This window comes from Shewanella sp. GD04112, assembly GCF_029835735.1.
In the GTDB taxonomy this organism is placed as follows: Bacteria; Pseudomonadota; Gammaproteobacteria; order Enterobacterales; family Shewanellaceae; genus Shewanella.
In genome coordinates, this window is record NZ_JAOEAL010000001.1 from 471,415 (window position 1) to 486,265 (window position 14,851).

Sequence of the window (14,851 nt, forward strand, 5' to 3'; positions counted from 1 at the left end):
GTGAAACTGATTTATACCGATTCATTAGTGGTTGGTGCCGGATTGGCTGGCCTGAGGGTGGCCATTGCCTCTAAAGAGCGCGGGTTAGATACCTTAGTGCTATCGCTTATTCCCGCTAAACGTTCTCACTCTGCGGCGGCGCAGGGCGGAATGCAGGCAAGCCTTGGTAATGCAGTCAAAGGCATGGGCGATGATGAAGACGTGCACTTTCAAGATACGGTGAAAGGATCGGACTGGGGCTGCGATCAAGAAGTCGCCAGAATGTTTGCCCATTGTGCGCCTAAGGCGGTGCGTGAATTAGCCAACTGGGGCGTGCCTTGGACACGTGTAACCGCAGGCCCGAGGGATGTCATTGTTAACGCACAAAAAGTCACCTTGCAGGAAGCCGAAGAGGCTCACGGTCTGATCAATGCCCGTGACTTTGGTGGTACCAAAAAGTGGCGCACCTGCTACACCGCCGATGGTACCGGTCACTCCTTGCTCTATGCCATGGATAACAAAGCGATTTCGATGGATATTCCTGTCCACGAACGCGTCGAAGCGCTCTCGATTATCCATGACGGTCAACGCTGTCACGGGGTGATTGCCCGCTGTTTAATCACGGGCGAGTTGCGTGCCTACGTCGCGAAATCGACCACTATCGCCACCGGTGGTTATGGCCGGATTTATGAAGTCTCAACCAATGCAATTATCTGCGAGGGGATAGGTCAGGCGTTGGCGCTCGAAACGGGCGTTGCGACCCTTGGTAATATGGAGGCTGTGCAATTCCACCCCACGGCGATTGTGCCCGTGGGGATTTTAACCACAGAAGGTTGCCGTGGCGATGGTGGCTTGCTGCGGGATAAAGACGGTTATCGTTTTATGCCAGACTATGAGCCAGAGAAGAAGGAACTGGCGTCGCGGGACGTGGTGTCTCGTCGCATGACCGAGCATATGCGTAAAGGTAAGGGCGTCGATAGCCCCTATGGCCCGCATTTATGGCTCGATATCACCCTACTTGGGCGTAAGCATATCGAAACCAACCTGCGTGAAGTGCAGGAGATTTGCGAAAACTTCCTCGGGATTGATCCCGCGAAGGACTGGATCCCTGTTCGTCCAACTCAGCACTATTCGATGGGAGGGATCCGCACTAAAGCAACGGGCGAAAGCCCGCAGCTTAAGGGCTTATTCAGCGTCGGCGAAGCGGCCTGCTGGGATATGCATGGCTTTAACCGCTTGGGCGGTAACTCGCTCGCAGAAACTGTGGTGGGCGGCATGATTATCGGCAAATATGTGGCTGATTTTTGTGAGAATAATAGCCTTGAAATCGACACTCAGCTTGCCGAAAAATTTATGCGGCAGGTGCAGACTGAAATCGACACCTTAGTCGATGGTGAAGGCCATGAAAGTCCCTTTGTACTTAAACGCGAAATGCAGCGGATTATGATGGATTACGTGGGGATTTTCCGTAACGGCCCTGAGCTTGATAAAGCGGTGACTGAGCTAAAGGCGCTGCTTGAACGCTCACGTAAGCTCGGAGTTAAGTGTAAGAAACGCCATGCCAATCCTGAGCTGGTAGAAGCGCTAAGGGTGAAGCGGATGCTCAAGGTAGCGTTGACCGTTGCCTGTGGCGCAGCAGCGCGTACCGAGAGCCGTGGTGCCCACGCCCGTGAGGATTATCCGCAGCGTAATGACAGAGACTGGCTCAACCGTACTCTCGCTAGTTGGCCCGATGCCGAGGCGTTGGCCCCCGTTTTAAGCTACGAGCCGCTAGATGTGATGAAGATGGAGCTGCCGCCGGGATACCGGGGTTATGGTATCGATAATGCTATTGCTCACCCCGATACCGCCAAACGCGAGCAACAAATTACCGAGATTTTGGCTGGGCTGGGTGACGATGCCGATCGTTATCAACGCCAAGCGGCGCTGATGCCATTCGAGCTGCCCCCGAGCTTACAAGCTAAAAATGAACGTTTAAGCGATACCTTACAAAGACCATCAGCCAATGTGCTAGGAGAAAAATCATAATGAGCCAAGGTCGCCAGTTAACCTTTAATATTTTTCGTTATGATCCACAGGAGCCAAACGATAAGCCGAAGATGGTGCGTTATCAGCTCACCGAAACGCCGGGCATGACGGTATTTATTGCACTCAATAAGCTCAGAGAAGAGCAAGATACGTCGTTGCAGTTTGACTTTGTCTGTCGGGCGGGGATTTGCGGCAGTTGTGCCATGGTAATCAATGGTTTCCCAACCTTAGCTTGCCGCACCCTAACCGCCAAATATCCCAAGGGAGAAATCACCCTAATGCCATTACCTGGCTTTGAATTGATTGGTGATTTATCGGTTAACACGGGTAAGTTTATGCGCGAACTCGCCGAGCGCTTGAAGCTGTGGTTACACCCCAAAGCGAATGATATCAGTATCCATCGCCTCGAGGAGCCTATGGCGCCAGAGGAAGCGGCAAGGCTCTATGAATTAGAGCGCTGCGTCGAGTGCGGGGTTTGTGTATCAGCCTGCGCGACCAAACAAATGCGTGAGACCTTTGTTGGGGCCGTGGGGATGATGAAAATCGCCCGCTTTGAACTCGATAGCCGCGATGCGCGCACGGCTGAAGATTTTTACCATGTGATTGGTAATCAGGACGGCGTGTTTGGTTGTATGACCTTGCTCGGCTGCCAAGACAACTGTCCGAAGGATTTGCCTCATATGCAGCAGATAGCCTATCTGCGCCGCAAAATGGCGATGACCTTAGTTTAATTTCTGTTAGCTGTTTGATTCAAAAAGCAAAGCGCCTGATTAGGCGCTTTTTACTTGGTGAGGTTAGCAGGCATAGGCCTTGTAAATGCTCGCCTTGTCCATGATAGCGTTTGAGCTAGTCACAAAGTCGTTAAAGTGCGGGCTTGCCATATGCGCATCCAAGGCTGCTTGGGATTGCCACACCTCATACATCCAAAACTGATCGGCATCCTCTATGGATTGGTGCAGCGTGTATTCTAAGCAACCGGCCTCGGTCAGGGTTGCTTTAACCAGCTGCTTAAGGACGTGAGACAAGGCTTTGCCTTGGCCAGAACGAGCTTGAATTTGCGCAAAAACTGTCACTTTCATTGGCTAAATCCTTCGAGCACGATTTTACCTATGGCCTTACCCGACTCTATTTGTGCATGGGCTTTAAGCAAGTTTTGCGCATTAATGGCGCCATAGTGTTCGCCAAAGGTACTTTGAACTGTGCCTGTATCAATCAGCTCGGCGATACGATTGAGCAGATGATGCTGGGCAATCATGTCTTCGGTTTGAAAGAGGCTGCGGGTAAACATGAGCTCCCAATGTAGTGACAGGCTTTTAAGTTTAAGCTTCATCACGTCCAGTGGGCCGACGGGATCGTCAATGAGTGCCAGTTTACCTTGGGGTCTGAGGACTTTTACGATTTCGTCAAAGTGCTTATCGGTTTGGGTTAGGCTAATCACATGGGTGACATCAGCAATATCCCACTTCGCCAGTTCCTGCGAGAGTGGCTGTTGGTGATTGATGACCTGATTCGCGCCTAACTTTTTTACCCAAGCGGCGGATTCGGGGCGTGATGCTGTGCCAATTACCTCGGCGCCAGTTAGCTTGACCGCCAGTTGGGTGATGATAGATCCTACACCTCCAGCGGCACCGATAATCAAAATTCGCGCATTCGTGGCCGAGCCATCCTGAGGTAAGCCTAAGCGATCAAACAATAGCTCCCAAGCCGTAATACTGGTTAGGGGCAGGGCGGCAGCCTGGGCATTGTTTAAGGTTTGCGGTTTATGGCCCACAATGCGCTCATCGACTAACTGATATTCGGCATAACTGCCGCTGCGGCTAATATCGCCGGCATACCAGACTTCATCGCCCACCTTAAACAGGCTCACCTTGTCCCCCACGGCTTTAACGACTCCGACCGCATCCCAACCGAGGATTTTATATTCCCCTGCTGGAGCTGAGCTTGATGCGCGGATTTTGGTATCGACGGGATTAACGGATATGGCTTTTACCTCAACTAACAGGTCAAAACCTTGCGGTGTAGGTTCGGGTAAGGTGATGTTTTGTAATGCATTGGGTGCATCGACGGCTCCCGCGGTTTGATAACCTATGGCTTTCATCTTGATTCCTCGCTTGCGGCTGGTGTCTGTACTTGTCAATGGCAACTATTGTGTGGAATATTAAAGCCTAGATAAACGGGGTAAACTTTGTAATTTTTTCAAAGGATTTTTGAAAATCATGCTGCTGAATGATCTCGCACTATTTGTTCGCGTTGCCGATTGCGGCAGTATTTCGGCTGCTGCGGTTGAAATGGAACTCTCGGCAGCATCGGCGAGCGCAGCGATTAAACGGCTTGAAAAACAACTCGATACTAGCCTATTTGTACGTACGACCCGAAGCCTGAGATTAACTGCTCAAGGTGAGCGCTATCTTATCCATTGCCGCCGTGCTTTGAGTGATCTCGCCCTCGGGGAACAGGCGATTGCCAGCGATAAAGGTAAAGTCTCTGGCACCTTGAGCCTGTCGGTTTCATCCGATTTTGGGCGTAACTTATTTGTCCCTTGGCTCGATGACTTCCTGTTAGATTTTCCGCAGCTACAAGTACGGCTGCATTTGGGCGATAACATCAGCAGCTTTTACCACGATAAAATCGATGTTGCGGTGCGTTACGGTAAACCGCAGGACTCCAATCAGGTCGCATTTCCGATTTGCTGCGCCGACCGATTACTATGCGCTTCACCTGAATATCTCGCCAAGTTTGGTAAACCCGAGACCTTAGAACAGTTAGCGCAGCACAATTGTTTGTTTTATAAACTCGATGACCGCACCCATGATCAATGGCAATTTGAGCGTGATGGTCAAGAATTTAAAATCCGCGTGACGGGTAATCGCAGCGCCAATGATGCTGAGATTGCGCGACGCTGGGCTGTGGCAGGTAAGGGGTTAGTGTTCAAGTCGAGCTTAGATCTGGCGGAGGATATTATGGCGGGGCGCCTTGTGCCCTTGCTGCCCGAATATCGGGGTGAATCGGTCAACTTATACTTAGTGTGCCCTGGGCGTGAGCATGTCACGCCCGTGGTGCTGCTGCTTCGTGAAATGCTCAGGCAACAGACTCAAGCCTTAAGCCGTGCCCTAGCGACATACCTTAAGTCTGAAACGCAGTTTAAATAACAATTGAATGCGGGAATCTAAGGGAGTCGCTGGGGCTTGATAAGTGGATTGCCTTCGTGATTTCCTCTCTGAAGAGAGCTCAACGCTCTGTGATTTCATCTTGCACTGCCAAACTCGGCGCAATAAAAAAGCCGCATTAAGCGGCTTTTTTGAAAGATTTGACCCTAAACCTAGATTAAGACTTAGCGCGTTTCATCGCGGTGAAGAATTCTTCGTTAGTTTTAGTCATCGCCAGTTTATCGATCAGGAATTCCATTGCGCTGACTTCATCCATTGGATTTAAGATCTTACGTAGGATCCACATCTTTTGCAGTTCATCAGGCGTGGTCAGTTTTTCTTCGCGACGAGTACCACTGCGGTTGAAGTCAATCGCTGGGAATACGCGTTTTTCAGCGGCCTTGCGTGACAGATGCAGTTCTTGGTTACCAGTACCTTTGAACTCTTCGTAAATTACTTCGTCCATTTTCGAGCCGGTATCAACCAGTGCGGTGGCAATAATTGTTAAGCTGCCGCCGTTTTCGATGTTACGAGCCGCACCGAAGAAGCGCTTAGGACGGTGCAGGGCGTTTGCATCCACACCACCGGTTAACACTTTGCCCGATGATGGGATAACAGTGTTGTAGGCGCGAGCCAAACGAGTGATAGAGTCGAGTAAGATCACAACGTCTTTCTTGTGCTCAACTAAACGTTTGGCTTTTTCAATTACCATTTCAGCCACTTGTACGTGACGGCTAGCTGGTTCGTCGAAGGTCGATGCAATCACTTCACCTTGAACTAGGCGTTGCATCTCGGTCACTTCTTCAGGACGTTCATCGATCAGCAGTACCATCAACACCACTTCTGGGTTGTTGTAGGTGATTGACTGAGCAATGTTTTGCAGTAATAAGGTTTTACCCGCTTTTGGTGGTGCGACGATCAGACCACGTTGACCCTTACCGATAGGTGAGCATAAATCCAGAATACGGGCAGTGATGTCTTCAGTAGAGCCATTACCACGCTCCATGCGCATACGTTCTTCTGCGTGGAGTGGGGTTAAGTTTTCAAAGAGGATTTTGTTGCGAGAGTTTTCAGGTTTATCGAAGTTAACTTCGTTAACTTTTAGCAGGGCAAAATAACGTTCACCTTCTTTTGGTGGGCGAATCTTGCCAAAAATCGTGTCGCCCGTTCGCATGTTAAAGCGGCGAATTTGGCTTGGTGATACATAAATATCATCCGGGCCAGCTAAATAAGATCCATCTGCACTACGTAAGAAACCGAATCCGTCTTGGAGTATCTCTAATACACCGCCACCGAAAATGTCTTCGCCGCTTTTGGCGTGGGCTTTAAGAATAGAGAAAATAATGTCCTGCTTGCGAGCGCGGGCCATATTTTCGAGTTTCATATTTTCGGCTAGCGAGACTAGGTCGGATATCGGCGTGTCTTTTAATTCAGTTAAGTTCATGTTGGGGATCTTGTGTTACGCGACAAAGCTTACCGCGATCAATCAGTAAAGTTTGTGATTCAGGATAGTGATTGACGAGCGAGAAGTGGTTTAGTTAGAAAGAATCTGGTTATTAAAGTAGCACTAACAAAGCGGGGCGTCCAGAAATTTAGGGGTATTCCGGCACAATTAATTAAAGCTTGTGCCGGAGGTCACTCATAGCGACAACAAATTAGATTTGTGCGTCGATGAACTCTTTTAATTGAGTTTTTGACAGTGCGCCAACTTTAGTTGCCGCTAATTCACCGTTCTTGAATAACAGTAAAGTTGGGATACCACGAACGCCATATTTCGCTGGAGAAACGTTGTTTTGGTCAACGTTTAATTTAGCGATAGTCACACGACCTGCGTACTCTTCGGCAACATCGTCAAGGATTGGAGCGATCATTTTGCATGGACCACACCATTCAGCCCAAAAGTCTACCAATACTGGTAAATCAGCCTTTAATACGTCGTTTTCGAAGCTGTCGTCGCTCAGGTATATAATTTTATCGCTCATGATGTTCTCCAGTTTGGTTGCCATTGCTGGTTTGTTAATGGCTTACCATGTATATTGGGGCTGAAAAATAGCTTTTCAAGTTACCTTTTTACAATGTGGCTATTTCAAACGATCGAGTATCTTATTGCAACCCCAAATGGTATGCTTGCGCTATGAGCCAAACACATTTATCTAATCAAAAATTTGCCGACCTTCCTCTGCATCCAGAGGTTAAACAGGCACTTGCCGAAAACGGCTTTGAATTTTGTACGCCGATCCAGGCGTTATCATTACCCGTATTACTTCAATCAAAAGATATCGCTGGCCAAGCCCAAACGGGCACGGGTAAGACAATGGCGTTTTTGGTTGCCACATTTAACCATTTATTGTCGACGCCTGTTCCTGAAAACCGTCAGCTAAATCAGCCGCGCGCCATCATTATGGCTCCAACCCGTGAGCTGGCGATTCAAATCGCGAAAGACGCTATTCTTCTAGCTAAACACAGCCACTTAAAAGTTGGCATTGTCTATGGCGGTGAAAGCTATGATGTACAGCGCAAGACGCTCGATCAAGGCGTCGATATTCTGATTGGTACGACTGGGCGCATCATTGATTATGTTCGTCAAGGGATTATCAATCTCGGTGGCATTCAAGCGGTGGTGCTAGATGAAGCCGATCGTATGTTCGACCTTGGTTTTATCAAGGATATTCGTTTCCTGTTCCGACGTATGCCCAGTGCCGATCAGCGTCTGAATATGCTGTTTTCGGCGACGCTTTCGATGAAAGTGCAGGAACTCGCCTACGATCATATGAATGATCCTGTGAAAGTCGAAATCGCCCCCGAAGAAAAAACCTCCAAGAACATCAAAGAAGAAATTTTCTATCCTTCCCAAGAAGACAAAATGCGTTTGCTGCTGACGCTGATTGAAGAAGATTGGCCAGAGAAGGCCATTGTTTTTTCAAACACTAAGCACAGCTGTGAAAACCTATGGTCTTGGCTTGAAGGGGATGGACATCGCGTTGGTTTGCTGACGGGCGATGTGCCGCAGAAGAAGCGTATTCGCATTCTCGAGCAATTTACCCAAGGCCAATTAGATATTCTGGTCGCGACCGACGTTGCCGCGCGCGGACTGCATATTTCCGATGTTTCCCACGTCTACAATTATGATTTACCTGATGATTGTGAAGATTACGTCCACCGTATTGGTCGTACTGGGCGTGCGGGTAACAAAGGTGTATCGGTCAGTTTTGCCTGTGAAGAATATGCCCTGAATTTGCCTGCGATTGAAACCTACATCAATCACTCTATTCCTGTGAGCAATTATGACCGTGATGCCTTGCTGGAAGATATTCCGCCGCCGGTCAAAATTCATCGCAAGCATCCTGCGGGAGCACGCAATTTACGTGAACGCTCAGGTGCAGGGCGACCACAAGGTGCCCATCGTAGTGGTGGACGTCCACCTCGCCATGACAGGACGCGTAGACAGCCTTAAATGCCAACACCCGCTTATGCCGCCATTACTTTAGGCTCTAATAGCTTTAATATGCTGATCGCTAAGACAAAAGGCGGTCAGCCACACATTATTGCTAAATACAAACGTAAAGTAAGGTTAGCCGAAGGCATTGGCGAAGATGGTCATCTAACCGCAGAAGTGATGCAGCGTGGCCTAGATTGTCTAGCAATGTTTGCCCAAATGTTAGCGCTGCATAAAATCCATCCTAATCATGTCGCTGTAATTGCCACCGCGACACTGCGTTGTATCCATAATGCCGATGAGTTTAATCAGAAGGCGATTCCGCTTTTGGGTCATCCGATTGAGATTATCTCAGGTATGCGTGAGGCCGAGCTGATTTATCAAGGTATGGTGGCGACCACTTGCGGCCAAGGTCGACGTTTAGTGATCGATATTGGTGGCGCCAGTACCGAGTTTATTATCGGTGATGGTCACCAAGTTCAGTTTAAGACCAGTTTGCCTATGGGCAGCGTGACCTTTAACCGTCGCTTCTTTAACAACGCTCCGTTGCAAGAGCTCGATTTTGACGATGCCAAGCAGGAAGTGTTGGACGTCTTAGGTGAACATAGGCAAAGGTTAAAAGACTTAGGATGGCACTGTGTGGTGGGGGCTTCTGGCGCGGTGCAATCTGTGGTTGAAGTCTTAATGCACCGTAAGCAGTCTGAAGTCATTACCTTAGCTGTGCTGAATCAGCTTAAAGCGGAAATCCTTGCCGAAGAACATGCCAGCCTTATGGGGATTATCGGCCTTAGTGCCGAGCGCGCACCGACATTTGCTGCTGGAGTGGCGATTTTACTCGCGCTCTTTGAATTCTTGGGGATTGAGCAGTTGGCGCTATCAGGCGGCGCACTGCGTGAGGGCGTGTTAGTGATGCTAGCACAGCGAATTTTAGAAGAAGCGATTTAACTTCAAATCCATTTTAAAAAGATAAAGGCCGCCAAGTGTACACTTGGCGGCCTTTATGATTTAGCGACTCGAGATTAGTTTAAAATCTCGACTAAATCTTTTTCGAGCGAGACGGTTGGACGTTCAACGATACGGCCAATTTCTTTACCCTGTTGTAGCACGATAAAGGTAGGAATACGTTTAAATTCGTATTTTGCCGCCAGTCCTTCAGGATCTTGTTTGCTGCGATCAACCCCAATATAAGTCACTTTGATATTGGGGTTAGCCACTTCTTCCATAATGCGAATAAAGCGTGGTGTTTCGCGATGGCAGTCTGGGCACCAAGTGCCGATGATGACCACGATTTCGGTTGGCTCAGCGATATTTTTAAGAGGGGCTAAGGATGCGGTATCCACCTGATAGCTCTTGTAGCCCTCAGCAAACTCATTGAGATCTTTTACTAAATGTTGCGCTTCAACTACACCGGTTAAAATCACTTCTTGTTTCTCCTCGCTGCAGGTGGCAATCAAGCCCTGTTGTTGCTCTTCAAAGCCACAGCCGCCATTTGCTAGTACTTGGCAACTAAAAAATAACGCGGTTGTGGCGAGTAATGCTTTAACGTTATTGTGCATGATATGCCCTCGAAATCGAAGAAGAATAATGAGTTTGCATTCAAACACTAATTTGCGCTTTCTAAAAGTTGCGGATGAATTTGCTGCAACCCAGATCACGTAACGCTAATGTAAAACCTAAATCTTGCCTGCAAAATAGCGGTTTTGTTACTCGGTTTGGGCTAATAATTTACTAAGGATCGGTTTATTGGCTTCTGGGAAGTCGTAATGGCTTAGCTCATGTTTATTGACCCAAGCAATCTGTTGCCCTTCAAGCCCTTGCGCCTCTCCCGTAAATTCACTGACAGTGTGAATATCGAGTAACACTTGTTTATCGGGATAATCGTAGCTTAGCGCCATAAAAGGCTCGCTTGCGCTGACGATTAGCGCGACTTCCTCTTTTAGCTCACGAATTAAGGCTTGGGTGACGGTTTCGCCCTGTTCGACTTTGCCTCCTGGAAATTCCCACTTACCGCCTTGATGTAAATGCTCGGGGCGCTTAGCGAGTAGGATTTGCCCGTTAGGGTTGAGGATAATGCCGACGGCAACATGAATGCGTTTTGTCATAAAATTCTGCTTATAAAGGGCTGATTATTGAGTATTACTCTTTGAAAAAGCTTTCTTCGTCGTAACCGAGTTCATCTAATGCGTCGAGGTCAAACTCAGATTTGACTGGAATAGCATGTTTTTCGGAGGCCCAATCGCCGAGGTCAATCATCTTGCAGCGCTCGCTACAAAAAGGTTTGAATTCCGATTGAGGAACCCATTCTACTGGGGTTTTGCAAATTGGACAGTTGACGGTTAACGGCATAATAGACTTCTCCTTAGCAGTCGACTGAAATAACAAGGGAATCGCTGAGTATCAAAAGTATGCCAGTAGGCAAATTTTGGCCTTAACTCGGCAGCAGCTTAGAGGTCGTTAGTGTAAAGGCTTCAGGCACAGGTCGCTAGTAGGAATTCGATGCTGCGGTCGGAGTGACGCTGCTGGTCGAATTGGACAAAGTGGATGGCGTAGCGATTGCGATGACCACTGATGGTGGGGTAGCAGCCTTGGGCGGCATCGACTTTTACTCGCACTAACGAGAGCGCTTGAGCACTATCACCTTGGTAAAAACCGGCATGGGCGGTGGCGTTATCGAAATGGGCGGTACTGCGAGTTAACTGAAGCAAGAGCATGATGGGAGTGAGAAGGGGATCAAAATGGCTGATCCAAGCTTGGTAATCTTGTTGTCTTTCTTCCCAAGGTTTGGCGAGCCAAAAATGCAGCTGGGGAAGGTCGAAGTTACAGCAGGCGCCCGGCATACCAAAACGCTGTCGCAGAGCCGATAAAAAACGGTCTTGTTTGAGTTGGCTGCCGCAGCGCTCGGGACGCTGTAGTGGCTCTCTGGCTTGCATTAATGCTTGAATGTAAAACTCAATCTGTTCGCTATCGACATGCTCGAGCTCTTGCCATTTGCTTAGTTGTAGCAGATTGCGTTCGATATCTTTAAGGACTTCATTGCGATAGTCGCAACGCTCCGATAATTCGCACAGGGAGAAAAGAGGGTAGAAACATCTATGCTGGTGGTCGTGATTTAGATTATTACCGAGCTGTTTATTGAGATATTCGAGCCGCAAGTAGCTACGGATTTTCTCATTTAAAGGCTGTTCATAAACTAAGTCAGTCATGGGCGTCGTGATTACCGGATAATTGTAAATAGCGCTGGTGCAATGCTTGCACCTCTTGCTTTAGTGTTGATATCTCTCCCTGATTATCAATTACGTCGTCTGCTCTGGCGAGCTTGTCACTGCGACTACATTGGCTATTAATGATGTTATTTACCTGAGTAGCATCGACATTATCGCGTTTTACGGTACGACTGATTTGCAACTCCGGCGAAATATCCACCACTAAAGTCCGATTGACTAACCTATCTAACCCGTTCTCAAATAGCAAGGGTACAACCATAATTACATAGTCAGAGGTCGCATTTTCGACTTGTGACAACATTTCTTGGCGGATCATAGGGTGGAGCAACTGATTCAACCATTGGCGCTGTTGTTCATCGCTAAATACCCGCTGCCGCAGTTGTGCCCGGTCAAGCTCACCTGCTTCAGTTAATACTTCAGTGCCGAAGTGAGCGATAATGGCTTCGAGCCCTTTTGAGTCTTTTGCTACTACTTCGCGAGCCACGATATCGGCATCGACTAAATCGACACCTTCTTCGGCAAATAAATTGGCAACGGTAGTTTTTCCGCTACCAATGCCACCCGTTAGACCTACAACAAACTTGGACATAAGATTCCTGTATAGATAAGGCACTTAATCGATTTGGATTATTCTGACCGATATTGAATGCGAACACTGAAGAAAAATACTGACAGTGTTTCTATAGCGTACTTAGATACCAATCGACTATAGGTTGTCCCCATATTAGGGCTATCCAACCAGCGGCAGCAATATAAGGCCCAAAGGGGATTGGGTTTGCGAGCTGATTACGTTTGAGCACGATGAGCGTGATGCCGACAAGGGCGCCAACTAAAGAAGACAGTAAAATAACTAGGGGGAGCATTTGCCAGCCTAGCCATGCGCCAAATACGGCGAGCAGTTTAAAGTCGCCATAGCCCATACCTTCCTTACCAGTGAGTAGCTTAAACAGCCAAAACACCGACCAGAGACTCAAATAGCCCGCTGCTGCACCGATAACAGCATCGGTTGGAGTGGTAAAGGTCTGGTTGAGGTTAATGAGTAATCCTAGCCATAGGAGTGGAAGGGTCATCTGGTCTGGCAGTAGCATCTCATCCAGATCGATACTCGTTAATGCAATCAATACGAAGGTTAATATCGCAGCAAACACAAATTGCCAGCTAGGACCAAAATGCCAAGCGAGTGTTGCAACGAGTAACCCTGTTATTAACTCAATAATCGGATAACGTGAGGAGATTGGTGCATCGCAGGCGGCGCATTTTCCCCTGAGCATTAACCAGCCCACAATCGGCAAATTATGCCAAGGTTTGATTGCGGTCTTACATTTAGGGCAGGCAGAACCTGGTACCACTAGATTGTATTTTTCAGGGTAAGTATCTATTGGCTTATTGAGCTTTTCGATACCAATCTGCTCTACTACATCTGCATGATATTCCTGTAGATATTGATTGCACTCCAGTTGCCATTCGCGCTTCATCATCACCGGAAAGCGGTGAATGACGACATTTAAGAAGCTGCCAATAGTGGCGGCAAACACAAAACTTAATGCAATAAACAGCCAAGGGCTCTGAGCTAGAGAGTGGCTTAAAAGAGAAATAAAGTCTGACATTAGTAGTTCTTATTCTTACTCATTAAATCAGTTAGTTGGATTCACAATGTGAAGCTTAACCCACAACGTTACCCATTTGGAAAATTGGTAGGTACATGCCGACAATTAAACCTCCGACTAAGGTGCCGATTACGACCATCATAATGGGCTCGATAAGGCTTGATAAGCCATCCACGGCATCATCAACCTGCATCTCATAAATATTAGCTACTTTATTGAGCATATTATCGAGTGAGCCAGATTCTTCACCAATCATCACCATTTGGATCAGCATATCGGGGAAAAGCCCTGTAGTGCGCATGGCGACATTCATTTGCATCCCCGCCATGACTTCTTGGCGTACTTTCAATAGTGCCGATCGATAAACCGCGTTGCCAGAGGCTCCAGCCGCTGATTCCATACCATCAATTAAAGGCACCCCTGCCGCAAAGGTAGTGGCTAAGGTACGGGAAAATCGTGCCATGGCCGCTTTATGTAATATCTCGCCGATAACGGGAATTTTAAGCACAAGCTCGTCTATTCGGTCCCTAAACATTTGCGAATTGCGGTGGGCACGAATAAATGACCAAATACTAATAATGATAGCAGCTAAGAAAATATACCAAGAGCTCTGTAAAAAGCGTGAAATACCAATAATGAATTGGGTAAAAGCGGGGAGTTCGGCACCAAAGCTTTTAAAAATATCTTCGAATTGGGGGACAACGAATAGTAGTAATAGTGTTGTCACTAATATTGCCACCACTACAACGGCAGCAGGATAAAACATTGCTTTTTTAATTTTGGATTTTAAGGCTTCGGCTTTCTCTCTATAGGTTGCAATTCGGTCGAACACTGCATCGAGGGAGCCTGAGTGTTCACCTGCTGCGACTAAGTCGACATAGAGATCATCGAAATAGCGTCTATGGGGGCGTAGTGAGTCTGACAATGGAATACCCGATTGTACTTCTGACAATATAGTACCGAGTAGCTCGCGCATTTTTTGCTTTTCATGGCCACGACCGAGCATTTCTATAGTGGTAACTAAGGGGACACCTGCTGCCAGCATAGTTGCAATTTGGCGGGTCACCATGGCGATATCCATAGGTTTGATATCGGGATTTCGAGCGAAAAGAGGAGATGCCTTTTTGCGGACAACTTTAGGATTAACCCCTTGGAGTTTTAGTTGGCTTTTGACCTCGGCGACACTGGCGCCTTTTAATTCGCCACCGGTTTTTTTACCGTCGCGGTTTAAGCCTTTCCATTCAAAGGTATAGATCTTAGGTTGGCTTTTTTGCTCGTTCTTTTTGGCACGAGGCTTTTTTACTGTCGTTGCCGTCGCCATAGATAGTCCCTATTAGGCATTAATTAGCTATAAGTTTATTGTCACTAGATTAGTATATATAGCGAAACAAAAAGTGGTTATATAAAACCGTTAAGCGAGCTATGTAGCGT

The 14,851-nt window shown here is 47.7% G+C and carries 16 protein-coding genes; 5 read left to right on the forward strand and 11 right to left on the reverse strand.

Annotation, left to right across the window (positions count from 1 at the left end; genetic code table 11):
• Together N7386_RS02155 and N7386_RS02160 are read left to right on the forward strand one after the other, a co-directional pair.
• Positions 1-2,007 (forward strand): fumarate reductase flavoprotein subunit, encoded by a 2,007-nt coding sequence (locus N7386_RS02155; RefSeq protein WP_279766906.1) that lies wholly within the window; start codon positions 1-3, stop codon positions 2,005-2,007.
• Positions 2,007-2,738, forward strand: coding sequence for a fumarate reductase iron-sulfur subunit (locus N7386_RS02160; protein ID WP_011070759.1), 732 nt, complete (start codon positions 2,007-2,009; stop codon positions 2,736-2,738). The genes N7386_RS02155 and N7386_RS02160 overlap by 1 nt, the downstream gene beginning before the upstream one ends.
• Before the next feature lie 63 nt (positions 2,739-2,801).
• On the opposite strand, the gene N7386_RS02165 is transcribed toward N7386_RS02160, so the two are convergent.
• Together N7386_RS02165 and N7386_RS02170 are read right to left on the reverse strand one after the other, a co-directional pair.
• Positions 2,802-3,086: a putative quinol monooxygenase gene (locus N7386_RS02165; RefSeq protein WP_011715622.1), complete on the reverse strand. Its 285-nt coding sequence runs from the start codon at positions 3,084-3,086 to the stop codon at positions 2,802-2,804.
• Entirely contained in the window at positions 3,083-4,105 is a 1,023-nt protein-coding gene (locus N7386_RS02170; RefSeq protein WP_279766908.1) for a zinc-binding alcohol dehydrogenase family protein, read from the reverse strand. Before N7386_RS02170 ends, N7386_RS02165 begins: the two co-directional genes overlap by 4 nt.
• 118 nt (positions 4,106-4,223) lie before the next feature.
• Here N7386_RS02170 and N7386_RS02175 point away from each other — a divergent pair, with 118 nt between their 5' ends.
• Positions 4,224-5,156: a LysR family transcriptional regulator gene (locus N7386_RS02175; protein WP_011715624.1), complete on the forward strand. Its 933-nt coding sequence runs from the start codon at positions 4,224-4,226 to the stop codon at positions 5,154-5,156.
• Between the two features lie 175 nt (positions 5,157-5,331).
• Here N7386_RS02175 and rho read toward each other — a convergent pair whose 3' ends face one another.
• Together rho and trxA are read right to left on the reverse strand one after the other, a co-directional pair.
• Entirely contained in the window at positions 5,332-6,597 is a 1,266-nt protein-coding gene (gene rho / locus N7386_RS02180; protein ID WP_011621213.1) for a transcription termination factor Rho, read from the reverse strand.
• A 211-nt stretch (positions 6,598-6,808) separates the two neighbouring features.
• A complete protein-coding gene (gene trxA / locus N7386_RS02185) occupies positions 6,809-7,135 on the reverse strand; it encodes a thioredoxin TrxA (protein ID WP_011070766.1) in 327 nt (108 codons plus the stop codon).
• Between the two features lie 152 nt (positions 7,136-7,287).
• Between trxA and rhlB the strand changes: the two genes are divergently transcribed.
• Positions 7,288-8,607 carry an ATP-dependent RNA helicase RhlB gene (rhlB, locus tag N7386_RS02190; protein ID WP_086903875.1) on the forward strand — a complete coding sequence of 440 codons (1,320 nt, stop codon included), beginning with the start codon at positions 7,288-7,290 and terminating at the stop codon, positions 8,605-8,607.
• On the forward strand, positions 8,608-9,534 hold the full coding sequence (locus N7386_RS02195; protein WP_279766910.1) for an exopolyphosphatase: 927 nt from the start codon (positions 8,608-8,610) through the stop codon (positions 9,532-9,534).
• A gap of 74 nt (positions 9,535-9,608) precedes the next feature.
• Here N7386_RS02195 and N7386_RS02200 read toward each other — a convergent pair whose 3' ends face one another.
• The 7 genes from N7386_RS02200 to N7386_RS02230 form a co-directional block, all read right to left on the reverse strand.
• Positions 9,609-10,145, reverse strand: coding sequence for a thioredoxin family protein (locus N7386_RS02200; protein ID WP_126512314.1), 537 nt, complete (start codon positions 10,143-10,145; stop codon positions 9,609-9,611).
• Between the two features lie 147 nt (positions 10,146-10,292).
• Positions 10,293-10,691, reverse strand: coding sequence for an 8-oxo-dGTP diphosphatase MutT (mutT, locus tag N7386_RS02205; protein WP_088211913.1), 399 nt, complete (start codon positions 10,689-10,691; stop codon positions 10,293-10,295).
• Positions 10,692-10,725: 34 nt separating this feature from the next.
• Positions 10,726-10,935, reverse strand: coding sequence for a DNA gyrase inhibitor YacG (gene yacG / locus N7386_RS02210; RefSeq protein WP_011621218.1), 210 nt, complete (start codon positions 10,933-10,935; stop codon positions 10,726-10,728).
• A 122-nt stretch (positions 10,936-11,057) separates the two neighbouring features.
• Positions 11,058-11,792: a cell division protein ZapD gene (zapD, locus tag N7386_RS02215; protein WP_279766911.1), complete on the reverse strand. Its 735-nt coding sequence runs from the start codon at positions 11,790-11,792 to the stop codon at positions 11,058-11,060.
• Positions 11,785-12,402, reverse strand: a complete 618-nt coding sequence (coaE, locus tag N7386_RS02220) for a dephospho-CoA kinase (protein ID WP_279766913.1) — start codon at positions 12,400-12,402, stop codon at positions 11,785-11,787. The genes zapD and coaE overlap by 8 nt, the downstream gene beginning before the upstream one ends.
• A gap of 91 nt (positions 12,403-12,493) precedes the next feature.
• Complete coding sequence (locus N7386_RS02225; RefSeq protein WP_279766914.1) at positions 12,494-13,420, reverse strand: A24 family peptidase; 927 nt, start codon at positions 13,418-13,420, stop codon at positions 12,494-12,496.
• Between the two features lie 55 nt (positions 13,421-13,475).
• Positions 13,476-14,741, reverse strand: coding sequence for a type II secretion system F family protein (locus N7386_RS02230; protein WP_279766915.1), 1,266 nt, complete (start codon positions 14,739-14,741; stop codon positions 13,476-13,478).
• Positions 14,742-14,851: the final 110 nt, after the last annotated feature.

Bases quoted from the DNA above. Each gene is read 5' to 3' on its own strand.
- N7386_RS02160 (WP_011070759.1), top strand. From the start codon at position 2,007: ATGAGCCAAGGTCGCCAGTTAACCTTTAATATTTTTCGTTATGATCCA.
- N7386_RS02165 (WP_011715622.1), bottom strand. From the start codon at position 3,086: ATGAAAGTGACAGTTTTTGCGCAAATTCAAGCTCGTTCTGGCCAAGGC.
- N7386_RS02170 (WP_279766908.1), bottom strand. From the start codon at position 4,105: ATGAAAGCCATAGGTTATCAAACCGCGGGAGCCGTCGATGCACCCAAT.
- N7386_RS02175 (WP_011715624.1), top strand. From the start codon at position 4,224: ATGCTGCTGAATGATCTCGCACTATTTGTTCGCGTTGCCGATTGCGGC.
- rho (WP_011621213.1), bottom strand. From the start codon at position 6,597: ATGAACTTAACTGAATTAAAAGACACGCCGATATCCGACCTAGTCTCG.
- trxA (WP_011070766.1), bottom strand. From the start codon at position 7,135: ATGAGCGATAAAATTATATACCTGAGCGACGACAGCTTCGAAAACGAC.
- rhlB (WP_086903875.1), top strand. From the start codon at position 7,288: ATGAGCCAAACACATTTATCTAATCAAAAATTTGCCGACCTTCCTCTG.
- N7386_RS02195 (WP_279766910.1), top strand. From the start codon at position 8,608: ATGCCAACACCCGCTTATGCCGCCATTACTTTAGGCTCTAATAGCTTT.
- N7386_RS02200 (WP_126512314.1), bottom strand. From the start codon at position 10,145: ATGCACAATAACGTTAAAGCATTACTCGCCACAACCGCGTTATTTTTT.
- mutT (WP_088211913.1), bottom strand. From the start codon at position 10,691: ATGACAAAACGCATTCATGTTGCCGTCGGCATTATCCTCAACCCTAAC.
- yacG (WP_011621218.1), bottom strand. From the start codon at position 10,935: ATGCCGTTAACCGTCAACTGTCCAATTTGCAAAACCCCAGTAGAATGG.
- zapD (WP_279766911.1), bottom strand. From the start codon at position 11,792: ATGACTGACTTAGTTTATGAACAGCCTTTAAATGAGAAAATCCGTAGC.
- coaE (WP_279766913.1), bottom strand. From the start codon at position 12,402: ATGTCCAAGTTTGTTGTAGGTCTAACGGGTGGCATTGGTAGCGGAAAA.
- N7386_RS02225 (WP_279766914.1), bottom strand. From the start codon at position 13,420: ATGTCAGACTTTATTTCTCTTTTAAGCCACTCTCTAGCTCAGAGCCCT.
- N7386_RS02230 (WP_279766915.1), bottom strand. From the start codon at position 14,741: ATGGCGACGGCAACGACAGTAAAAAAGCCTCGTGCCAAAAAGAACGAG.